Annotated in this window: 19 protein-coding genes; 11 read left to right on the forward strand and 8 right to left on the reverse strand. The window is 73.1% G+C overall.

Features of this window, described 5'->3' with window-relative positions:
• Nucleotides 1-13: 13 nt before the first annotated feature.
• The 3 genes from ACFQS1_RS20395 to ACFQS1_RS20405 are packed head-to-tail and all read left to right on the forward strand — an operon-like array spanning nt 14 to nt 3,029.
• Nucleotides 14-1,261, forward strand: a complete 1,248-nt coding sequence (locus tag ACFQS1_RS20395) for an aminotransferase class I/II-fold pyridoxal phosphate-dependent enzyme (protein ID WP_378970584.1) — start codon at nt 14-16, stop codon at nt 1,259-1,261.
• On the forward strand, nt 1,258-2,652 hold the full coding sequence (locus tag ACFQS1_RS20400) for an MFS transporter (protein WP_378970587.1): 1,395 nt from the start codon (nt 1,258-1,260) through the stop codon (nt 2,650-2,652). Before ACFQS1_RS20395 ends, ACFQS1_RS20400 begins: the two co-directional genes overlap by 4 nt.
• Nucleotides 2,649-3,029: a nuclear transport factor 2 family protein gene (locus ACFQS1_RS20405; protein WP_378970589.1), complete on the forward strand. Its 381-nt coding sequence runs from the start codon at nt 2,649-2,651 to the stop codon at nt 3,027-3,029. Before ACFQS1_RS20400 ends, ACFQS1_RS20405 begins: the two co-directional genes overlap by 4 nt.
• Nucleotides 3,030-3,044: 15 nt before the next feature.
• Here the strand turns inward: ACFQS1_RS20405 and ACFQS1_RS20410 are convergent, their stop codons facing one another.
• The 3 genes from ACFQS1_RS20410 to ACFQS1_RS20420 are packed head-to-tail and all read right to left on the reverse strand — an operon-like array spanning nt 3,045 to nt 5,486.
• Nucleotides 3,045-4,247 (reverse strand): hypothetical protein, encoded by a 1,203-nt coding sequence (locus ACFQS1_RS20410; protein ID WP_378970592.1) that lies wholly within the window; start codon nt 4,245-4,247, stop codon nt 3,045-3,047.
• A 43-nt stretch (nt 4,248-4,290) separates the two neighbouring features.
• Nucleotides 4,291-5,085 carry a thioesterase family protein gene (locus ACFQS1_RS20415; protein WP_378970594.1) on the reverse strand — a complete coding sequence of 265 codons (795 nt, stop codon included), beginning with the start codon at nt 5,083-5,085 and terminating at the stop codon, nt 4,291-4,293.
• Nucleotides 5,086-5,117: 32 nt separating this feature from the next.
• A complete protein-coding gene (locus ACFQS1_RS20420; protein ID WP_378970597.1) occupies nt 5,118-5,486 on the reverse strand; it encodes a nuclear transport factor 2-like protein in 369 nt (122 codons plus the stop codon).
• A gap of 97 nt (nt 5,487-5,583) precedes the next feature.
• Between ACFQS1_RS20420 and ACFQS1_RS20425 the strand changes: the two genes are divergently transcribed.
• Genes ACFQS1_RS20425 through ACFQS1_RS20440 form a run of 4 tightly spaced genes read left to right on the forward strand, consistent with a single transcriptional unit; the run spans nt 5,584 to nt 8,418 of the window.
• A complete protein-coding gene (locus ACFQS1_RS20425) occupies nt 5,584-6,570 on the forward strand; it encodes a maleylpyruvate isomerase family mycothiol-dependent enzyme (protein ID WP_378970599.1) in 987 nt (328 codons plus the stop codon).
• Nucleotides 6,563-7,138, forward strand: a complete 576-nt coding sequence (locus ACFQS1_RS20430; protein ID WP_378970601.1) for an RNA polymerase sigma factor — start codon at nt 6,563-6,565, stop codon at nt 7,136-7,138. Before ACFQS1_RS20425 ends, ACFQS1_RS20430 begins: the two co-directional genes overlap by 8 nt.
• Before the next feature lie 20 nt (nt 7,139-7,158).
• Entirely contained in the window at nt 7,159-7,929 is a 771-nt protein-coding gene (locus ACFQS1_RS20435) for a class I SAM-dependent methyltransferase (protein WP_378970604.1), read from the forward strand.
• 60 nt (nt 7,930-7,989) lie between these two features.
• On the forward strand, nt 7,990-8,418 hold the full coding sequence (locus tag ACFQS1_RS20440; RefSeq protein WP_378970606.1) for a GNAT family N-acetyltransferase: 429 nt from the start codon (nt 7,990-7,992) through the stop codon (nt 8,416-8,418).
• An 88-nt stretch (nt 8,419-8,506) separates the two neighbouring features.
• On the opposite strand, the gene ACFQS1_RS20445 is transcribed toward ACFQS1_RS20440, so the two are convergent.
• The 4 genes from ACFQS1_RS20445 to ACFQS1_RS20460 form a co-directional block, all read right to left on the reverse strand.
• The gene (locus ACFQS1_RS20445; RefSeq protein WP_378970608.1) at nt 8,507-8,806 is read right to left on the reverse strand and encodes a hypothetical protein; all 300 of its coding nucleotides are present in this window, start codon (nt 8,804-8,806) and stop codon (nt 8,507-8,509) included.
• A gap of 67 nt (nt 8,807-8,873) precedes the next feature.
• A complete protein-coding gene (locus ACFQS1_RS20450; protein WP_378970610.1) occupies nt 8,874-9,035 on the reverse strand; it encodes a hypothetical protein in 162 nt (53 codons plus the stop codon).
• A 43-nt stretch (nt 9,036-9,078) separates the two neighbouring features.
• Nucleotides 9,079-10,893, reverse strand: coding sequence for an anthranilate synthase family protein (locus ACFQS1_RS20455; RefSeq protein WP_378970612.1), 1,815 nt, complete (start codon nt 10,891-10,893; stop codon nt 9,079-9,081).
• A 204-nt stretch (nt 10,894-11,097) separates the two neighbouring features.
• Nucleotides 11,098-11,328: a hypothetical protein gene (locus tag ACFQS1_RS20460; RefSeq protein ID WP_378970615.1), complete on the reverse strand. Its 231-nt coding sequence runs from the start codon at nt 11,326-11,328 to the stop codon at nt 11,098-11,100.
• Nucleotides 11,329-11,518: 190 nt separating this feature from the next.
• Here ACFQS1_RS20460 and ACFQS1_RS20465 point away from each other — a divergent pair, with 190 nt between their 5' ends.
• The 4 genes from ACFQS1_RS20465 (at nt 11,519) to ACFQS1_RS20480 (ending at nt 15,560) form a co-directional block, all read left to right on the forward strand.
• The gene (locus ACFQS1_RS20465; protein ID WP_378970617.1) at nt 11,519-11,893 is read left to right on the forward strand and encodes a response regulator transcription factor; all 375 of its coding nucleotides are present in this window, start codon (nt 11,519-11,521) and stop codon (nt 11,891-11,893) included.
• Nucleotides 11,894-11,918: 25 nt separating this feature from the next.
• On the forward strand, nt 11,919-12,773 hold the full coding sequence (locus tag ACFQS1_RS20470; RefSeq protein WP_378970619.1) for a sensor histidine kinase: 855 nt from the start codon (nt 11,919-11,921) through the stop codon (nt 12,771-12,773).
• 90 nt (nt 12,774-12,863) lie between these two features.
• The gene (locus tag ACFQS1_RS20475) at nt 12,864-14,309 is read left to right on the forward strand and encodes a GGDEF domain-containing protein (RefSeq protein WP_378970622.1); all 1,446 of its coding nucleotides are present in this window, start codon (nt 12,864-12,866) and stop codon (nt 14,307-14,309) included.
• 72 nt (nt 14,310-14,381) lie between these two features.
• Complete coding sequence (locus ACFQS1_RS20480) at nt 14,382-15,560, forward strand: effector-associated domain 2-containing protein (protein ID WP_378970624.1); 1,179 nt, start codon at nt 14,382-14,384, stop codon at nt 15,558-15,560.
• Nucleotides 15,561-15,578: 18 nt separating this feature from the next.
• Here ACFQS1_RS20480 and ACFQS1_RS20485 read toward each other — a convergent pair whose 3' ends face one another.
• Nucleotides 15,579-16,553 (reverse strand): M15 family metallopeptidase, encoded by a 975-nt coding sequence (locus ACFQS1_RS20485; RefSeq protein ID WP_378970626.1) that lies wholly within the window; start codon nt 16,551-16,553, stop codon nt 15,579-15,581.
• Nucleotides 16,554-16,673 lie beyond the last annotated feature (120 nt).

Below are 16,673 nucleotides of genomic sequence, written 5' to 3' on the forward strand. Positions count from 1 at the left end.
TGGAAGGAAGCACATGTCCCTCGCGCCTCTTACCGGTCTCGATTTCGTCCAGCGGGACGGCCGCTGGGCGGATCTGGAACGGCTGCGCAGCGGCAACCCCATGTACGACGCCGTCATCGAGGAGATCGACGGCCGCCGGATCAGGGTCGGCGACCACTGGCTGTCCGACTTCGCCTCCTGCAACTACCTCGGCTTCGACCTCGAGCCCGAGATCGCGGCCGCCATCGAGCCCGAGGTGCGCCGCTGGGGCACGCACCCCAGCTGGTCGCGCCTGCTCGGCAACCCGTCGATCTACCCGCAGATCGAGGAGCGCCTGACCGAGCTGCTCGACGCCCCCGACACGCTGGTGCTGCCCACCATCACGCACATCCACATGTCGGTGCTGCCGATCCTGGCCGGCAAGGGCTACGTCTTCCTCGACTCGCAGGCCCACAAGACCATCTACGACGGCAGCATGTACGCCCGTGGCCTCGGCGCGACCGTGCAGCGCTTCCGGGCCAACGACCTCGAGCACCTGCGCGAGCTGCTGCGCGCGGCGCCCGGCGGCGTGCCCAAGGTGATCGCCATGGACGGCGTGAACAGCATGACCGGCAACGCGCCCGACATCGCCGGGTTCGCCGCGCTCGCCCGCGAGTTCGGCGCGCTGCTCTACGTCGACGACGCGCACGGCTTCGGCGTGATCGGTGAGCGGGCGGCCAACGAGATGTCCCCGTACGGCATCAAGGGCAACGCCATCGTCAAGTTCTGCGGCGAGTCGTACGACAACGTCGTGCTCGTGGGCGGCTTCTCCAAGTCGTACTCGTCGCTGTTGGCCTTCTTGGCCCTGCCCACCTGGCTGAAGAACCACCTCAAGGTCTCCGCCCCGCCGTATCTGTACTCCGGCCCGGCCCCGACCGCGTCGCTCGCCACCGTGATGGCCGGCTTCGACGTCAACGAGAAGCGCGGCGACGCCATCCGGGCCGACCTGTACCGCAAGACCATGAAGGTGCTCGACCACGTCCGCGGCCTCGGGGTCTTCACCCCGAACACCGGCAGCACGCCGGTGATCGAGCTGCCGCTGGCCGCCGGCGAGGACATCGACGAGGTCGGCAAGCTGCTCTGGGAGCGGGGCATCTACGTCACGCTCGCCGCGTACCCGCTGGTGCCGCGCGACCAGGTCGGCTTCCGGGCCCAGGTCACGGCGGCCAACACCGACGCCGAGCTGGACCAGCTCAACGCGGTCATCACCGAGCTCGCCGACGCCGGGAAGCTCCGGCGTTGATCACGTTCGCCGGTCCGCTGACGCCCCTGCGCCATCGGCAGTTCCGGCTGCTGTGGACCGGGTTGAGCGCGTCGCTGATCGGCGACGGCATGCTGCTGGTCGCCCTGGCCTGGCAGGTGTACGACCTGTTCGGGGTGCCGGCCGCGATGTCCGCGGTCGGCGTCGCCCTGTCCCTCCCGCAGGTCGTGACGCTGCTGCTGGGCGGGGTGATCAGCGACCGCTTCGACCCGCGCCGGGTGATGCTCGCCTCCGACCTGCTCCGCGGGACGGTGATGGCGGTCGTCGCCGTGCTCACCCTCACCGGCGCGCTGACGTCGCTGTGGATGCTGCTGGCGCTGATCGTCGTGTACGGCGCGGGGGCGGGGTTCTTCGGCCCGGCGTTCGACGCGCTGGTGCCACGGATCGTGCCGGCCGACGACCTCGTGGCGGCCAACTCGCTCGACCAGTTCGTGCGGCCGGCCGGGCTGCAGATCTTCGGGCCGATGCTGGCCGGCGCGGTCATCGCGGTGGGCGGGGCGGGGTGGGCGTTCGCGGTCGACGGCCTGACATTCGCCGTGTCCGTGGCCTGCCTGCTGGCGATGCGCCGCTCGTTGTCCGAGGTTTCCGAGGAATCGGGCGGCGAGTCGCTCTGGGCGGAGATGCGCGAGGGCATCGCGTACGTCCGGCGGCACGTCTGGCTGTGGGGCACGTTCCTCTCCGCGACCTTCACCTACCTGCTCTTCGTCGGCCCGACCGAGGTGCTGCTGCCGTATGTGGTGAAGACCGAGCTGGGCGGCAGCGCGACCGCGCTCTCGCTGGTGCTCACCTCGGGCGGCCTCGGCGCGATCGCGGCCGCGCTCACGGTCGGGTGGATCGGCATCCCGCGCAAGTTCATCTCCTACATGTATGGAACGTGGGCCGTCGCCACCCTGGCGGTCGCCGGGTACGGCGCGGCCACCGCCACATGGCAGCTGGCGCTGGCGTGCGTGGTGGTCAACGGGCTCGAGGCGGCCGGAACGGTGGCCTGGGCGACGACCAAGCAGCGGCTGGTGCCGACCCGGATGCTCGGCCGGGTGTCGAGCGTGGACTGGTTCGTGTCCACGGCGCTGCTGCCGCTGTCCTATGCGCTCGCGGCGCCGATCGCGGGCTGGATCGGCGTGCGCGCGACACTGCTCGGGGCCGGGCTGCTCGGGGCGGTCGTGACGTTCGGCTTCCTGTTCCTGCCCGGCATGCGCGGGCCGGAGCAGACGCCGGCCTACCGCCCGCGGCACGCCCGCTGGCTGCCGCCGGTCGAGCTCACCGCGGCGCCGGGCCTGCTGGTCGCGGCCGTCGAGCCCACCGCGGCCCCCGTCCCGATCGTGGCGCAGGCTCCCCGGCACGCGGACGACCGAGAGGAAGTCCTCGTCGCATGAGCGAACCGCTTGACGCCGTCCGCGACCTGAGCGCCGCCTTCGCCGCCCGCGATCTGGACGCCGCCCTGGCCTGCTTCGTGCCCGGCGAGTGCGTCGGCTACGCCGGATCGGAGCGGGGCGAGACCGCGAACGGCCGGGACGCGCTGACCGCGCTGCTGGGCAAGGTTTTCCGGCGCGCTGAGGCGTACGCGTGGAAAGTGACGGCCGCGACCGTCCATCGCCACGGTGACCAGGCCTATGTCTTCACCGAGGCCGAAGGCGAGGTGCGGGCCGACACCGGCGTCGCCGACGAGTTCGCCTACCGGGTCTCCGGCCTGGTCGAGCTCGTCGACGGGCGCTGGCGATGGCGGCACTGCCAGGGCGGCGAGCCCACCTAGCGTCCGCCCGCCGGGTCAGCTCACCGTCGAGCCGGAGATGACCGGGTCGCCCTTGCCGAGGTAGAACACGCCGGGGAAGGTCTCGAAGCCGTCGCTCGGGTTCTTGCGCAGCTTCGAGTTGCGGATCGTCAGCGTGCCCGACCGGTCGTTGCTGACGAAGAAGATCGCTCCGCCGCCCTCCTTGGCGTGGTTCTTCTCGATGATCGTGCCGTCGACGGTCAGCTTGATCGTGTCGCCGTCCATGTAGATCGCGCCGCCGCTGCCGCCGCCCGGGGTGCCCGCGCGGGCCGGGTTGGCGCCGTTGCCGACCGCCGAATTGCCGCTCAGCACGCTGTTCAGCACCACCCAGCGGGCGTGCAGGCTGCTCAGGGCGGCGCCGTTCGAGCACGAACCCCCGGTGAACGTGCTGCCCACGACGTACACGGTGTTGTCGCCACCCTGATAGCTGATGCGGACCGCGCCGCCGCCCAGGTCCGGGCCCGTACGATCGCATTTGTTGCCGGTGAAGCGCGAGTTGATCACCCGGAGCGACCCGCCGTAGGCGAAGATCGCGCCGCCACCGCCCTCGTTGAGCTTCTCGCCGGTGCTGTTGCCGTTCTTGAAGGCCATGTTCTGCACGACGAGCTTGGGCGTCGTCCGCTCGATGCACGAGCCGCCGGCGTTGCCCTGCTTGGCGTCGCACGTGTTCAGGTAGAGGATGCGCCGCTTGCCGGCGCCGTCCAGGGTGACCCGGCCGCCGCCGTCGAGGACGACCTTGCTGACGGTGTTGCGGACCTTCGCGGTCGCGGTCATCGTGATCGTCACCGGCACCGGCCCGCAGTCGAACGTGATGATGCCGCCGGCGGCGACGGCCTTGACCACCGCGGCCGAGGTGCAGCTCGCGGCGGTGCCGTTGCCGATCTTGCGGGTGGGCTTGCTGGTGTCGACCGGGCGGGCGGTCGACGGCACCGCGGCGTGCCCGTTCGGATTACCCGGTTTGGGCAGGGTCTTCGGCTTGACCGGCGGGGTTGCCGAGGCCGAGGCGGGGGTCGATGGTGAGGCCGACGCCGGCACGGACGCCGACGGCCCGGCCGACAAATCGGGCGAAGGTGCCGACGGGGCCGCGGAGTCCACGAACGATGGCGCTTCGGCGGCGCCGGATGCGGAGTGACACCCACTCAGCGTCCCGGCGGTGAGCACGCTCAGCAACGTCGCGGCGAGGACCGGTCGAATTCGCACCGGGCGATGGTAAGGGCACCCGGCCGGCCCCGGTAGGGGCCGTTCAGTGCCGGATGGCGGCCAGCTGCGTCGCCTGGCCGACCAGGTTGCCCTTCGTGTCCCAGGCCAGCGCCGTCTCGTCCATCCGCCCCGAGGTGATCTCGGCGGCGTGCATGGTGACCCGCAGCGGGCCCGGCGCCGGCAGCCGCCGCAGGTAGGCGGTGAACGTGATGGTCGGCGCCCAGCCGGCCACGCCCAGCGTCAGCGAGATCGGCGGCGCCAGGTCGAGCGCGACCAGCAGGCTCAGCGGGTCCCAGTCCGAGCCGTCCGCGAGCCGCAGCCATGCCCCGGTCCGCCCGCTCTTCGACGGCTGCCCGGTGGCGAACCCGAGCGACGCCGGGTCCAGCCGATGCTCGACGACATCCAGCAGGGGTACGGCGAACGGAGCGCCCGGCGCGATCGCGGGCAGCAGCAGGCACTCGTCCTCGGGCGGCAGCTCGGGCGGCGGCGCCGCGCTCCAGAACGGCTCGGCGTCGTCCAGCCCGCCCTGGGTGATCAGTGCCTCGGCGCAGACCGTGCCGTCCTGCTCGAGGCCGGCCCGGTATTGCGAGGTGGCCCGGCCCTGGCGCAGCGGCGTCACCGAGATCGTCGCCGGCCCGGCGACCGGCGGCCGCAGGAACGAGGTGGTCACCGCGACGGGATGCTCGTGCCCGGCCGCGGCCGACACCGCCCGGCCCAGCACCGCCATGAGATAGCCGCCGTGAAGTTTGTCGCCGACCGCCCACTGCGGGTCGAGCTCGGCCCGGTAGGCGCCGTCCTCCCGGGCGGTGATCGCGGTCGCCTCCGCGAACGTCTTCATTTGATCAAGCTCGCACAGCCGGAGCAACCGGGTCAATTCTCCGAGGCCGTCGTCACGTATTCGCGCAGGTAGCCGATGACGCCCGCGCGCGGCCGGGCGATCGTGACGCCCTCCTGGCCGCCGCGCCGCCACTCGGCGATCAGCAGGTCGGGCGTCGCCGCCGCGGTCACGATCACCCAGTCGTCGGTCCGGTCCTGCCGCAGCCAGCGCTCGATCTCGTCGTGCCCCTGGTGGGCCGTTCCGTCGGATTCGATCACCAGGCAGTCCTCGGACAGCGTCGTGATCACGGCCGGGATGTCGTGGCGACGCCGGCCGGCGACGAACTCGTGCAGCAGGTCCGCGGTGGGCGTCGGGTCCTGATTGACGAACGTCCACCTCAGCGGTGCTCTCCGCGTGCGCATGCCCGGTGTTCGCACACCGAGCCCGATCGGATCGTTCTGTCCGGCATTTGTCCGGGTCCTGTGCCTGCCCGCCACCGCCGCGTATCGTCCGTCGGCGATGGACCACCCCGATGACCTGCTGGAGGAGTTCGCGTTCGGCGACGTGCCGGACGTGGGCCCGCACGTCGCCGAGTGCGCGCGGTGCTCGGCGCACGTCTCGCTGGCCCGGCAGGCCGCGGACTGGCTGGCGTCCTCGCACTCCGCGCCGCCGCCTCCGGCGTTGCGGTCGCGGGTGCTCGCGGCCGCGGTGCGGGCCCGGCCGCCGTCGCCGGGTTCGGCTTTTTCCGCGTACGTGTCACAGGCCGCCGATTTCGAGGTGCTGATCGATTCCCTGTCGCCGGCGCAGTGGTCGCTGCCCACCACGGACGGCCGCACGGTCGAGGACCTGGTCCGCCACCTCGCCGGCAACGACGGGAACGTGCTCGCCGACCTGGGCACCGCGGTGCCGGTTTCCGATTCGCCCGGGCCGGCTTCCGCCCGGCCCGACGAACGCGGTTCTCCCGTGCCGGCTTCCGCCCGGGCCCGCGATCTCTGGCGCGACCGGTCCGATCTGCTGATGCGTACGGTCGGGCCGGCCGAGGAGTCGCTGCTGAGCCGTCCCGTGCGGCTGGCCGGCAAGACACCGATGCGGCGGCCGCTGCGCGAGGCCATGATGCAGCGAGCCTTCGAGACGTGGATCCACCGCGACGACATCCGCGCGGCGGTCTCGCTGCCGCCCGAGGCGCCGTCGCCCGCGCACCTGGCCCGCATCGTCGACTTCGGCCTCGCGCTGCTCCCCGGCGCCATGGACGCCGCCGGTCGCGGCCGCTCCGGCGCGATCCGTCTCGCCCTGACCGGCCCCGGCAGCGCCTCCCACGTCGTGCCGCTGTCCACCTCGTCCGGCTCCTCCGCGCCGGCGCTGGCCCACGTGGAGATCCCCGCCGACCGCTTCGGCCGCCTGATGGCCGGCCGGGTCCCGGTCACGCCCGCCGTCGCCGTGATCGACGGCTCCCGGGCGGCCGCGCTCGACCTGCTGACCGTCGCCGCCACCCTGGGGTGTGAGTGACGTGCGCTCCCACGCCGACGACGTACGGCTGCGCGCCATGCTCGTCGCCGCCGACGAGTCCGCGCTGACCGAGGCCTACGATCGGCACGCGCCGTCGGCCTACGCCCTGGCCGCCCGGATCACCGGCGACCCGTGCTGGGCTGAGGACGCCGTCCAGGAGGCCTTCGTCGAGCTGTGGCGCCACCCCGAGCGCTTCGACCCGCACACCGGCAGCTTGCGCACCTGGCTCTGCATGCTGGCCCGGCGCCGCGCCATCGACCTGCTGCGCCGCCAGTCCGCCCAGCGCACCCACCTGACCCGCTTGGCCGGCCAGGCCCCGGTCGAGCCCACGGTGGAGGACGACGTGGTCGGCGCCGCCCAGGCGAAGGCGGTCCGCGAGTGCGTACGCGATCTGCCCGCCCTCTATCGCGACGCGATCGCCCTGGCCTATTACTACGGCCTTTCCTATCGCCAGGTGGCGATCGAGCTCGGCATTCCCGAGGGCACCGCGAAGTCCCGCCTGCGCAGCGGCCTGCGCCTGCTGGCCGAGCGCATGTCCGCCGCCGGCTACGTCGAGGACCCCGTCTGAGGCCGATCTAGGATCGGGCCGTGAGCGACCTCTTCGATGCCGCGGCCATGTACGACGACGACTACCTGCATTTCTTCGCCGACTCGGCGTCGGCGCCGACGCACGGTCCGATCGTCGGCACCGCGTACAGCGGCGCTTCTACCGCGGCCGACCTCGTCTGGCGGCTGCTCGATCTCTCGCCCGGCATGCGCGTCCTCGACGTCGGCTGCGGTCACGGCACGCTGGCCAACGAGCTGGCCCGCCGCGGCTGCGAGGTCACCGGCCTCGACTCGTCCACGGTGTTCCTCGAGCGCGCCCGCGCCGGCGCCGTCGCCGAGTTCGTCGAGGGCGACATGCGGCAGCTACCGGCCTCCTGGACGGCCCGCTTCGACCGCGTCGTCAACTGGACCACGGCCTTCGGCTACTTCGACGACCCCACCAACCGCGTCGTCCTGGCCGAGATGGCCCGCGTCCTCCGCCCCGGCGGCCGCCTCATCATGGACCTCGACAACCTCCCGCGCTTCCTCGCCACCCTCACCCCGTCCCGCATCACGGCCCGCCTCCCCGACGGCGACATGCTGGTGGACCGCCACCACTACGACCCCTTGACCGCCCGCTTCACCGTCGAGCGCACGGTGATCCGCGCCGGCCGGGCCCGGACCCTGACCTTCCTGAAGCGCCTCTACGCCTTCCCCGAGCTGAGAGATTGGTGCGCCGCCGCCGATTTCCAAGACATTCACGGGTACGGCGAGGACGGCGCGCCCCTCAACGCCGACCACAACCGCATGGTCCTGGTGGCGACGCGCGCCTGACCGGGCTCCGCCGGACCCACGCCTGCCGCGACCACGGGCCCACGTCTAGAGTCGGGGTCCATGAGCGTCGCCATCGAGGTCGTGGAAGAGGTCAGCGACGAGCTGGTAGCGGCGTTCGGGCGACTTCTGCCCCAGCTCTCGCGGTCCGCCGCGCCACTCGACGCCGATCGGCTCAGGGCGATCGCCGGCCAGCCGGGCAACCGCCTCCTGGTGGCGCGTCTCGACGGCGCGGTCGTGGGGACGCTGACGCTGGTCGTGTTCCCCATCCCGACCGGACTGCGGGCCTGGATCGAGGACGTCGTCGTCGACGAGAGCGCTCGTGGGCACGGCGTGGGGGCCGCGCTGACCAGGGAAGCCGTGCGGCTCGCGCGGACCGACGGCGCCAAGACGGTCGACCTCACGTCGCGGCCCTCGCGGGCGGCGGCCAACCGGCTCTACGAGCGGCTCGGCTTCCAACTGAGGGAGTCGAAGGTCTACCGGCTCGAATAGCGCGCGGGGCGTGGAGTGCCGCATCCGTGGACTTGGCGGGCCACCGCCGACGCGCGAGGGCCCGCCCGGCGGCGGAGGGTCGCGCGGCCTACGCGCGCGGGCGGGGGATGTCGCCGGTGTCGGCGTCGGCGACGATCTGCTCGGCGACGTGGCGCAGCTCGGCGGGGTCGGGGTGGAAGCCCGCGGCGATGTCCGGGTGCAGGGCCGACTTCGTGCGGCGGAGCAGGGTCTCGGCGACCGCGTCGACGCTCTCGCCGGCGTACGTGTGCCTGGTCTTGTCGGTTGCGGCCCGCAGGGCCGAGGTCAGCTGTTCCTCGAGGGGGCCGCGCAGCTTGTCCTCCACCGGGTTGAGGCCGGCCGGGTCCAAGGTGACCTGAGGCTCCGCCATGATGACCCCCTCGTGAGATGCGTGACGTGGCGCGACGCGGATACCCGGTCGCGCCGCGCCGAAAACGTCAGCCGCGGCCGCGCTTCAGCTCGAAGAAGACCTTGCTGCGCAGGAGCGGGACCGTCGCGTCCCAGATGGCGAGGGACTCGTCGAGCGACGGGACGGCGTCGATGATCGGGCCGTGCAGGGCCTCGACCAGGCGCAACGCGAGCCGGGGCCGGTGGTCCAAGCGGAGGCTCTCGATCCCCTTGAACCACCGGTTAGTCCCTTCGCTACCCGTTCGCGGCCGGGCTAACCACGCCGGACATCAATGCCGGCAGGATCTCGCCGAGCACCGCCACCCCGTCGCGGCTGAGCACCGACTCCGGGTGGAACTGGACGCCGGCGAAGCCCGGGCCGCGCAGCGCGTGCACCGTGCCGTCCTGCCGGTCGCGGGCGATCTCGACGCGGCCGAGCGGCGAGTCCAGCACGTCCGCGTCGGACATCGCCGCGAAGCTCGAGTAGAACCCGACCCGCCGGGTCCGGCCGAACAACTCGACGTCGCGGGCCAGGCCCTGGTAGGGCGAGTCGCGGCGGTGCAGGGGCAGGCCGAGCAGCACGGCGAGGATCTCGTGGCCGAGGCAGACGCCGAGCAGCGGGCGGCGGGCCGCGAGCAGGTCGGCGACCAGGTCGCGCAGCACCGCCATCTTGGGGTCGGTGAGATCGTCCGGGTCGCCCGGGCCGGGACCGACCACGACCAGGTCGGCCTCCCGCAGCGCGTCGAACCGCTGCCACGGCACCACCTCGACGGTCAGGCCGAGGGCCTTGAGCTGGTGGGCGAGCATGGCGGTGAAGGTGTCCTCGCCGTCGACGATCACCGCGGTCCGGCCGTCGAGCGCGGGCACGGTGAGCGCGCCGGGCGCCCGCGAGTCGAGCCAGAAGCGGGCCAGGTCGTGGTTGCGCGCCGCGAGGGCGGCACGCACTTCGGGTGACTCCAGTTCCACGCGTACGGGAAAAGCAGCGCGACCCTGTGCACCCAGAGCGACCAGGACGCCGGCCGCCTTCGCATGGGTCTCGGCGATCTCGCCGCCGGCGGTCGAGTGCCGCACCAGCGTGGCGCCGACCGGGACCCGCAGCCGGCCGTCCGGGAAGATCTCGGCGGTGCGGATGAGGATCGGGGCGTCCAGCGTCTGCCGGCCCTCGTCGTCGTGCCCGAGCAGCGCCAGCACCCCGCCGTAATAGCCGCGGCCGCGGCGCTCGTGCCGGGCGATCACCCGGCACGCGTTCTCGATCGGGCTGCCGGTGACGGTCGGCGCGAACATCGTCTCGCGCAGCACCTCGCGCACGTCCAGCGAGCCGCGCCCGGCCAGCAGGTACTCGGTGTGGGTGAGGTGGGCCATCCGCTTGAGGTACGGGCCGGCCACCTGCCCGCCGTGCTCGGCCACCTTCGCCATCATCTTGAGCTCCTCGTCGAGCACCATGTAGAGCTCCTCGATCTCCTTGGGATCGGCGAGGAAGTCGAGCAGGTCCCGGTCGTCGCCGTGCCGGAAGGTGCCGCTGATCGGGTTCATCATGGTGATCCCGTCGGCGACGCTGACGTGCCGCTCCGGGGTGGCGCCGACCAGCGTGCGGGTGCCGGTGTGCACCAGGAACGTCCAGTAGGTGCCCTGCTCGCCGGCGAGCAGCCGGCCGAACGCGGCCCGCGCGGCCTCGACCGGATCGCCCTCGACGGACGCCTCGAAGACGCGGTGGATCACGAAGTTCGCGCCCTCGCCGTGGCCGATCTCGTCGCGCAGCACCGCCTCGACGATCTCGCCGTACTCCTGGTCGGAGAGATCGAAGCCGCCCGGGGTGAGGGTCAGCTCGCCCGGCGGGAACGCGCTCAGCGGCAGGGCGCCCCGCTCCTTGATCAGCAAACATTCGAGCGGGGTGCCGTCGTCGACGCACGCGAAGCCCCGCTCGGCGATCTGCCGATGGGGGATCAGGGCGAGCGTTTCCCGGCCGCGCTCCACCGGGATCTCGGCGAGCGTGGCCACCGTGATCACGTCGCCGGTGAGCACCTCGACGTGGTCGGCGCCGTCGCGGTGGAGCAGAGCGAAGGGCATCATGGCTGTCCTCTTCCTGGGCGGGCGACTGCCGGCCGAGGCGGAGGGCCATCAACGACAACGGCCGCCTCGGGGAGGCGGCCGCGGTGTGTTACGCGCGGGGGAGAGTGGCCGCCGGTCTGGCGGGCCACCACATGCTCAATCGCGCGTGCATGCCGGGAAGCTTAGGGCGCGGGCGGCAACCGCGCCACCCCGTCCCGGCGCGTGTCAGGCGAAGGCCAGCCGGATGGCCGACCGTGCCCACCGCATCCGGTCGGGCGCGCAGTCGGGATGCTCGCCGAACTCCTGGGCCACGAGCTCGGCGCAGCGGGCCTCGCCGAGGCGGGCGACCATGGCGGTCACCGCCTCGCGGATCACCTCGGCGGTCGGCTGCTGGGACCGCTGCAGGTCCGACACGAACAGTGCTTCGGTGCGGACGTCATCGATCACGGCGGTCATCGGATCCTCCAACCTGGCTGGAACGGCGGGCGTCGTGCCATCAGGAAAAGCGATCAAGGATGCAGAAGCGATGCCGCCGGGTTGCGGACCGGTTGCCGTCTGCGAGCTTCGCGGAGCGCCCGACACGCCTCAGATATCCAGATATGGTGCCGATTAGTGGTGAAAGTTGGGCTACCTCCGAGGAGCAGCCGTGACGGTGGTGCTGGTCGCCGACGACGACGCCGACATCCGTGACCTGGTCGCCTTCAAGCTCGAGCAGGCCGGTTTCGAGGTGATCGGCGTCGAGGACGGCCGGACGGCGCTCGAGCAGGCCCGCGGCCGGCAGCCCGCGCTCGCCGTGCTCGACGTCTCGATGCCCGGCCTGTCCGGCATCGACGTCTGCCGGATGCTGCGCGCCGACCCCGCCACCAGCGGCATGCTGATCATCATGCTCACCGCCCGGGTCCAGGAACAGGACGTCGAGGGCGGGTTCAGCGCCGGCGCCGACGACTACGTGACCAAGCCGTTCAGTCCCCGCGAGCTCGTCTCACGCATCCAGGCGCTGCTGAGCCGGGCACGGGCCTGAGCGCGGCCTGCGCGGAGCCGGGTCGATGCGCAGGCTCGCGGCGTTCGCCGCCGGCTTCCTCGCCGGGGGCGCGGCGGCCGTGCTCGCCTTCGGGCACGAGGTGGAGCGGGCCCGCCGGGCGAGCGTGGTCAAGGACGCCGAGACCGAGCGCTCGCACCGGCGCGAGGAGGAGCTGCTGGCCCGGCTCCGCGCGCTCGACGCCGCCAAGACCGACTTCATGGCCACCGTCTCGCACGAGCTGCGCACGCCGCTGACCAGCATCTCCGGCTACGTCGAGCTGCTGCGCGACGCCGATCCCGGCGAGCTCACCGACGCGCAGGAGCGGATGCTCGAGGTCATCGCCCGCAACGCCCGCCGGCTCCGCGAGCTGATCGAGGACATCCTCACGCTGTCGAGGATCGAGTCGGGCGGCTTCCGCAGCGAGCCGGGCGAGGTGGACCTGGCGGAGGTCGTCGAGCGGGCCCTCGCGGAGATCGGCCCGGCGGCGGCCAAGGCGTCGGTCGGGCTGCATGCCGAGGTACGCGGTCCGCTTCCGCTGCGCGGCGACGGGGTGCAGCTCGACCGGGTGCTGGCCAACCTGCTCGGCAACGCGGTCAAGTTCACCCCGGCCGCGGGTACGGTGACCGTGCACGCGTGGCCGGACGACGGCGAGGCGGTGCTGGTGGTGGCCGACACCGGGATGGGCATCCCGGCCGACGAGCAGCAGGCGCTGTTCGTGCGCTTCTTCCGGGCCACCAACGCGATCCGGCAGGCCGTGCCGGGCACCGGCCTCGGCCTCGCGATCTGCCGCAAGATCGTCGACAATCACGGCGGCACCATCGACGTCGACTCCACCGAGAACGTCGGCACCACCGTCACCGTGCGCCTGCCCGCCTGCTGATCCCGGCCCGCGTGCTGACTCCCGGCGCCGAATCTCCTTATCCGGGGTCGCGCGTTGCCGATGGGCGGGCATCGGCGACAGGGGGAGATCATGACGAGGTGGCCGCGCACGGCCGCGCCGGCCTGGCCGGTGCACATCGCCTTCCTCCTCGCCGTGGTGACGGCCGGGACGGCGTACGCGATGGCGGGCCCGCACCTGCGCACCCTGATCTTCTCCCTGGTCACCCTCGTGCCGATCGCGACCTTCGCCGGTGCCCTCGGCACCGGCCACCTCGCCGACCGCCGGCCCTGGCTGATCGCCACCGCGGGGCTGGTGCTGCTGTCGGTGAGCTTCGCCTTCTGGTCGCAATGGGTGCCCGGGCACCACTTCGGGCGCGCCGAGGGCCGGCCCGCCGACTTCGGCATCGCCGCCGCGCACCTGCTGTTCCTGGCCGGCGCGGCGGGCGTGCTGCGCAGGCACGGCGCCAATGACTTCGCGGGCCTGCTCGACGCGGCCCTCTTCGGCGTGTGCATGGCCGGGCCGGTCTGGGCCTGGCTGATCTCACCCCGGCTCACCCCGGCGGCCACCCCGCTCGGTTCGATGCTCGCGCTGGCCGACGTGGCGGTGCTCGCCGCGGTGCTGGGCGCGCTGGCCCGGATCGGCATCCGTGCCCGCCGGGCCCGTGGCCCGGTCGCCTACCTCGTGCTGTGCTGCGGCGTCACGCTCGCCGCGCAGGTCACCGGCGTGCTCACCGCCTCGCACGGCAGCGCCATCCCGACCGCGGTGCTGCTGATGATCGCGTTCCTGACCATCGCGGCGGCGCCGCTGCACCCGGCCGCCCCGATGGTCACCGACCCGGACCGGCCGGCCCGCGAGGTGACCGGCAACCCGCCGCTGCTCCGGATGGGTCTGGCCCTGTGCGCCAACCCGCTGATCGCCGCGATCCAGGCGGTGCGCGGCGACGCCTCGGCCAGCGTGCTGCTGCCGGTCGGGACCATGCTCGCGGTGCCGCTCGTGCTGCTGCGCCTGCGGCAGATGTCGCTGCTGCGCAGCCGGGCCGAGCGCACCCTCGCTCACCACGCCCACCACGACGACCTCACCGGGCTGCACAACCGGCGGCACGTGGTGTCCGAGATCGACCGCGCGCTCGCCGACCTGGCGAACGGCACGCTGGACCAGGTCACCGTGCTGCTGCTCGACCTGGACGGCTTCAAGCCGGTCAACGACCGGCACGGGCACCGGGCCGGCGACGCGGTGCTGCGGACCGTGGCGTCCCGGCTGGCCGGCGCGGCCGCGGACGGCGACGTCGTGGGCCGGGTCGGCGGCGACGAGTTCCTCGTGCTGCGGCGCGGGCGCGGGCCCGAGGATCTGCCCACGCGGGCGGCGAGCCTGATGCGGCTGCCGGTCGACGCCGGGGACGCGATGGTGCGCGTCGGGGTGTCCTGCGGGTCGGCGACCGCGCGGCGCGGCGAGGCCGTCGATCGGGACGCGCTGATCGGCCGGGCCGACGCCGCCATGTACGCCGAGAAGTCCGCCCACCGGCTCCAGGTGGCGTAGCCGCCCCGCCGGGCCGTCCGGGTCGCGGTTTCCCCTGTACTTCTTCGACGGCAGCGTGTAAGTCTGACCGACGTGGCCGTTCGCTCCGGTGGGGAAGCGCGGAACGCCGACCCCGGCGGGGTGGACCCGTCGCTGGTCAGCATCGGTGTCGTCACCGCGATCACGGTCGAGACCCTGGCGGTCCGGCACGTGCTCGACGAGGTCGTCACGGTCCATCTCGACGGGGACCAGCATCCGTACCACGTCGGGACGCTGCCGAGCAGCAGCCCCGCCGAGCCGCACGTCGTCGCGGTCGCCCAGCAGACCCGCGACGGCACCCGGGACGCCGCCTGGCTCTGCGGGCACATGCCGCGCACTTTCGAGAGCCTGCGCGCGTTCGTGATGTGCGGCATCGCGGCCGGCGTGCCGTCCGACGATCCGGCCCGCAACGTCGCGCTCGGCGACGTCGTGGTGGCGACCGAGGTGATCGACTACCGGCACGAGCGCCGGGTCGACGGCGGTGACATCCTGCGCGGAGTCGCGCAGCAGCCCGGGGCGGTGTGGATGGACGCCGACCATCAGGTGCGGTCCGATGAGATGCTCGGCGCGCCACCCTGGCTGCCCGCGCTGGAGGCGGCCGGCGATCCGTTCCGGCCGCCGCGCCCGCCCGGGCGCCCGCGCGCGCACCGCGGCCGGGTGGGCAGCGCCGACCTTCTGCTGCGCGACCGGGTGTACCGCGACGGGGTGGCCGGGGAGCTGGGCCTGCTGGCGTTCGAGATGGAGGGCGCGGGGGTGGCGATCGGCTCCCAGCTCGCGGGCCGGTCCTGGTACATGGTGCGCGGCGTCGCGGACCACGGCGACAACCTGTCCAAGGACGACGCCTGGCATCCGTACGCGGCGCTGGCGGCCGCCTCCTACCTGCGGTCCGTGCTGGCCCGCTGCGCCCCCTTCGCGCCCGGGCGCCACCGGCAGCGGGCCGGCGACGGCCTCGACCCGTTGAACGCGATCGCGGACGCGCTCGTCGGGCTCCGGATTCTGCGCGACGAGCAGCAGCGGCGGGCGGTGCTGGACCTGCTGCCGGCCGCGATCCGGGCGCAGATCCCGGAGAACTCGATGGGCCGCCTGCACATCATCCAGACGGTCACCACCCTCGAGCGGTATCCGCAGGGGCTCGAGGTGCTGCTCGCGGCGCTGCGGCTGGCGCTGGGGGAGGGGTCGGCGGAGTTCGCGGCGGCCGAGCGGGTGCTGCGGGTCAACTGGCGCAGCCGGTGACCGGCGATGATGTGGCGCTCAGTTGCCGGTGATCGACCAGTGCCACGGCTCGGACGGCAGGTTGACGAAGCCGTACGAGGCGGCGTGCGCGGCCAGCCACTTGAACGCGACGGTGTCCCGGGCGACGGACTTCCCGCCGGAGGTCATGTCGACGGCGAGGCCGATCTCGTGCAGCGAGCGGCCCGGGATCGCGGTCGGCACCCGGCACGACGACGAGGGCGCGGTCCAGATGTCCGGGCAACCGTTGATCGTCCGCAGCTCGATCTGCCGTTGCTTGGTGCGGAAGCCGCCGCCGGACAGCGGGATGCCGGCGCGCGCGGCGTCGTCGATCATGTGCTGGAACGCGTACGCGATGGTCTTGTTGACCGTGATGCCGTAGACCTGCGTGGCGTCGTCGTTCGTGAACCGGGACCGGGTGTCGGTGACGACCTGGGCGCTGATCTTCCGGGCCTGGCCGGCCGCGGCGGCGTCGTACTCGGCCCGGGCGACCTTCTGCTCGGCGTTGCGCACCGCGACGGTCGCGGCGCGCCAGGCGCTGGACGCGGCGCTGAGCTTGGCGGTGGCGTTGCGGTAGCGGGTCTGCGCGGTCCGCAGCGCGACGGCCGACGCGGTCAGCTCGGTCGTGCGCTGCTTGAGGGCGGCCCGGGCCTTCCGCTTCGCGTCGGCCTTGCGCGCCGCGGTCAGCTTGGTGGTGGCGATCGCGTGCCGGTTCTTGGCGACGCGATTCGCGCCGGCGGCGGCGGTGACGGCGGTCCGCGCGGCGGCCTGCGTGCGGGCGGCCTGGGTGGCGGTGGCCGAGCTGGTCACGACGGTCCGGCGCAGCGCGGGCAGCATCGTGCGCCACTTGACCAGCTCGCTCGGGTTGAGGCTGCGGTACATCAGCGTCGACCAGGTCTGCGCGGTCGCCGGCGCGGCGGCGTCGGCCGGCGTGGCCACCGCGACGATCGGCGCGACGGCCAGCACGGCGGCGGCGATGGCCCGGAACTTCTTCACAACCCGTTCCTCCCCAGGAGCGTGCAAGCCGCGGGCACGCGTCATCGGCGGCCTGCGTTGACGCCGGTTGCGATCGGTCGCCGGCGCGGCTCCTGAAGGAAATCGGTCAGCCCGGGCCGG

The organism is Paractinoplanes rhizophilus, from assembly GCF_042664765.1.
In the GTDB taxonomy this organism is placed as follows: domain Bacteria; phylum Actinomycetota; class Actinomycetes; order Mycobacteriales; family Micromonosporaceae; genus Actinoplanes; species Actinoplanes rhizophilus.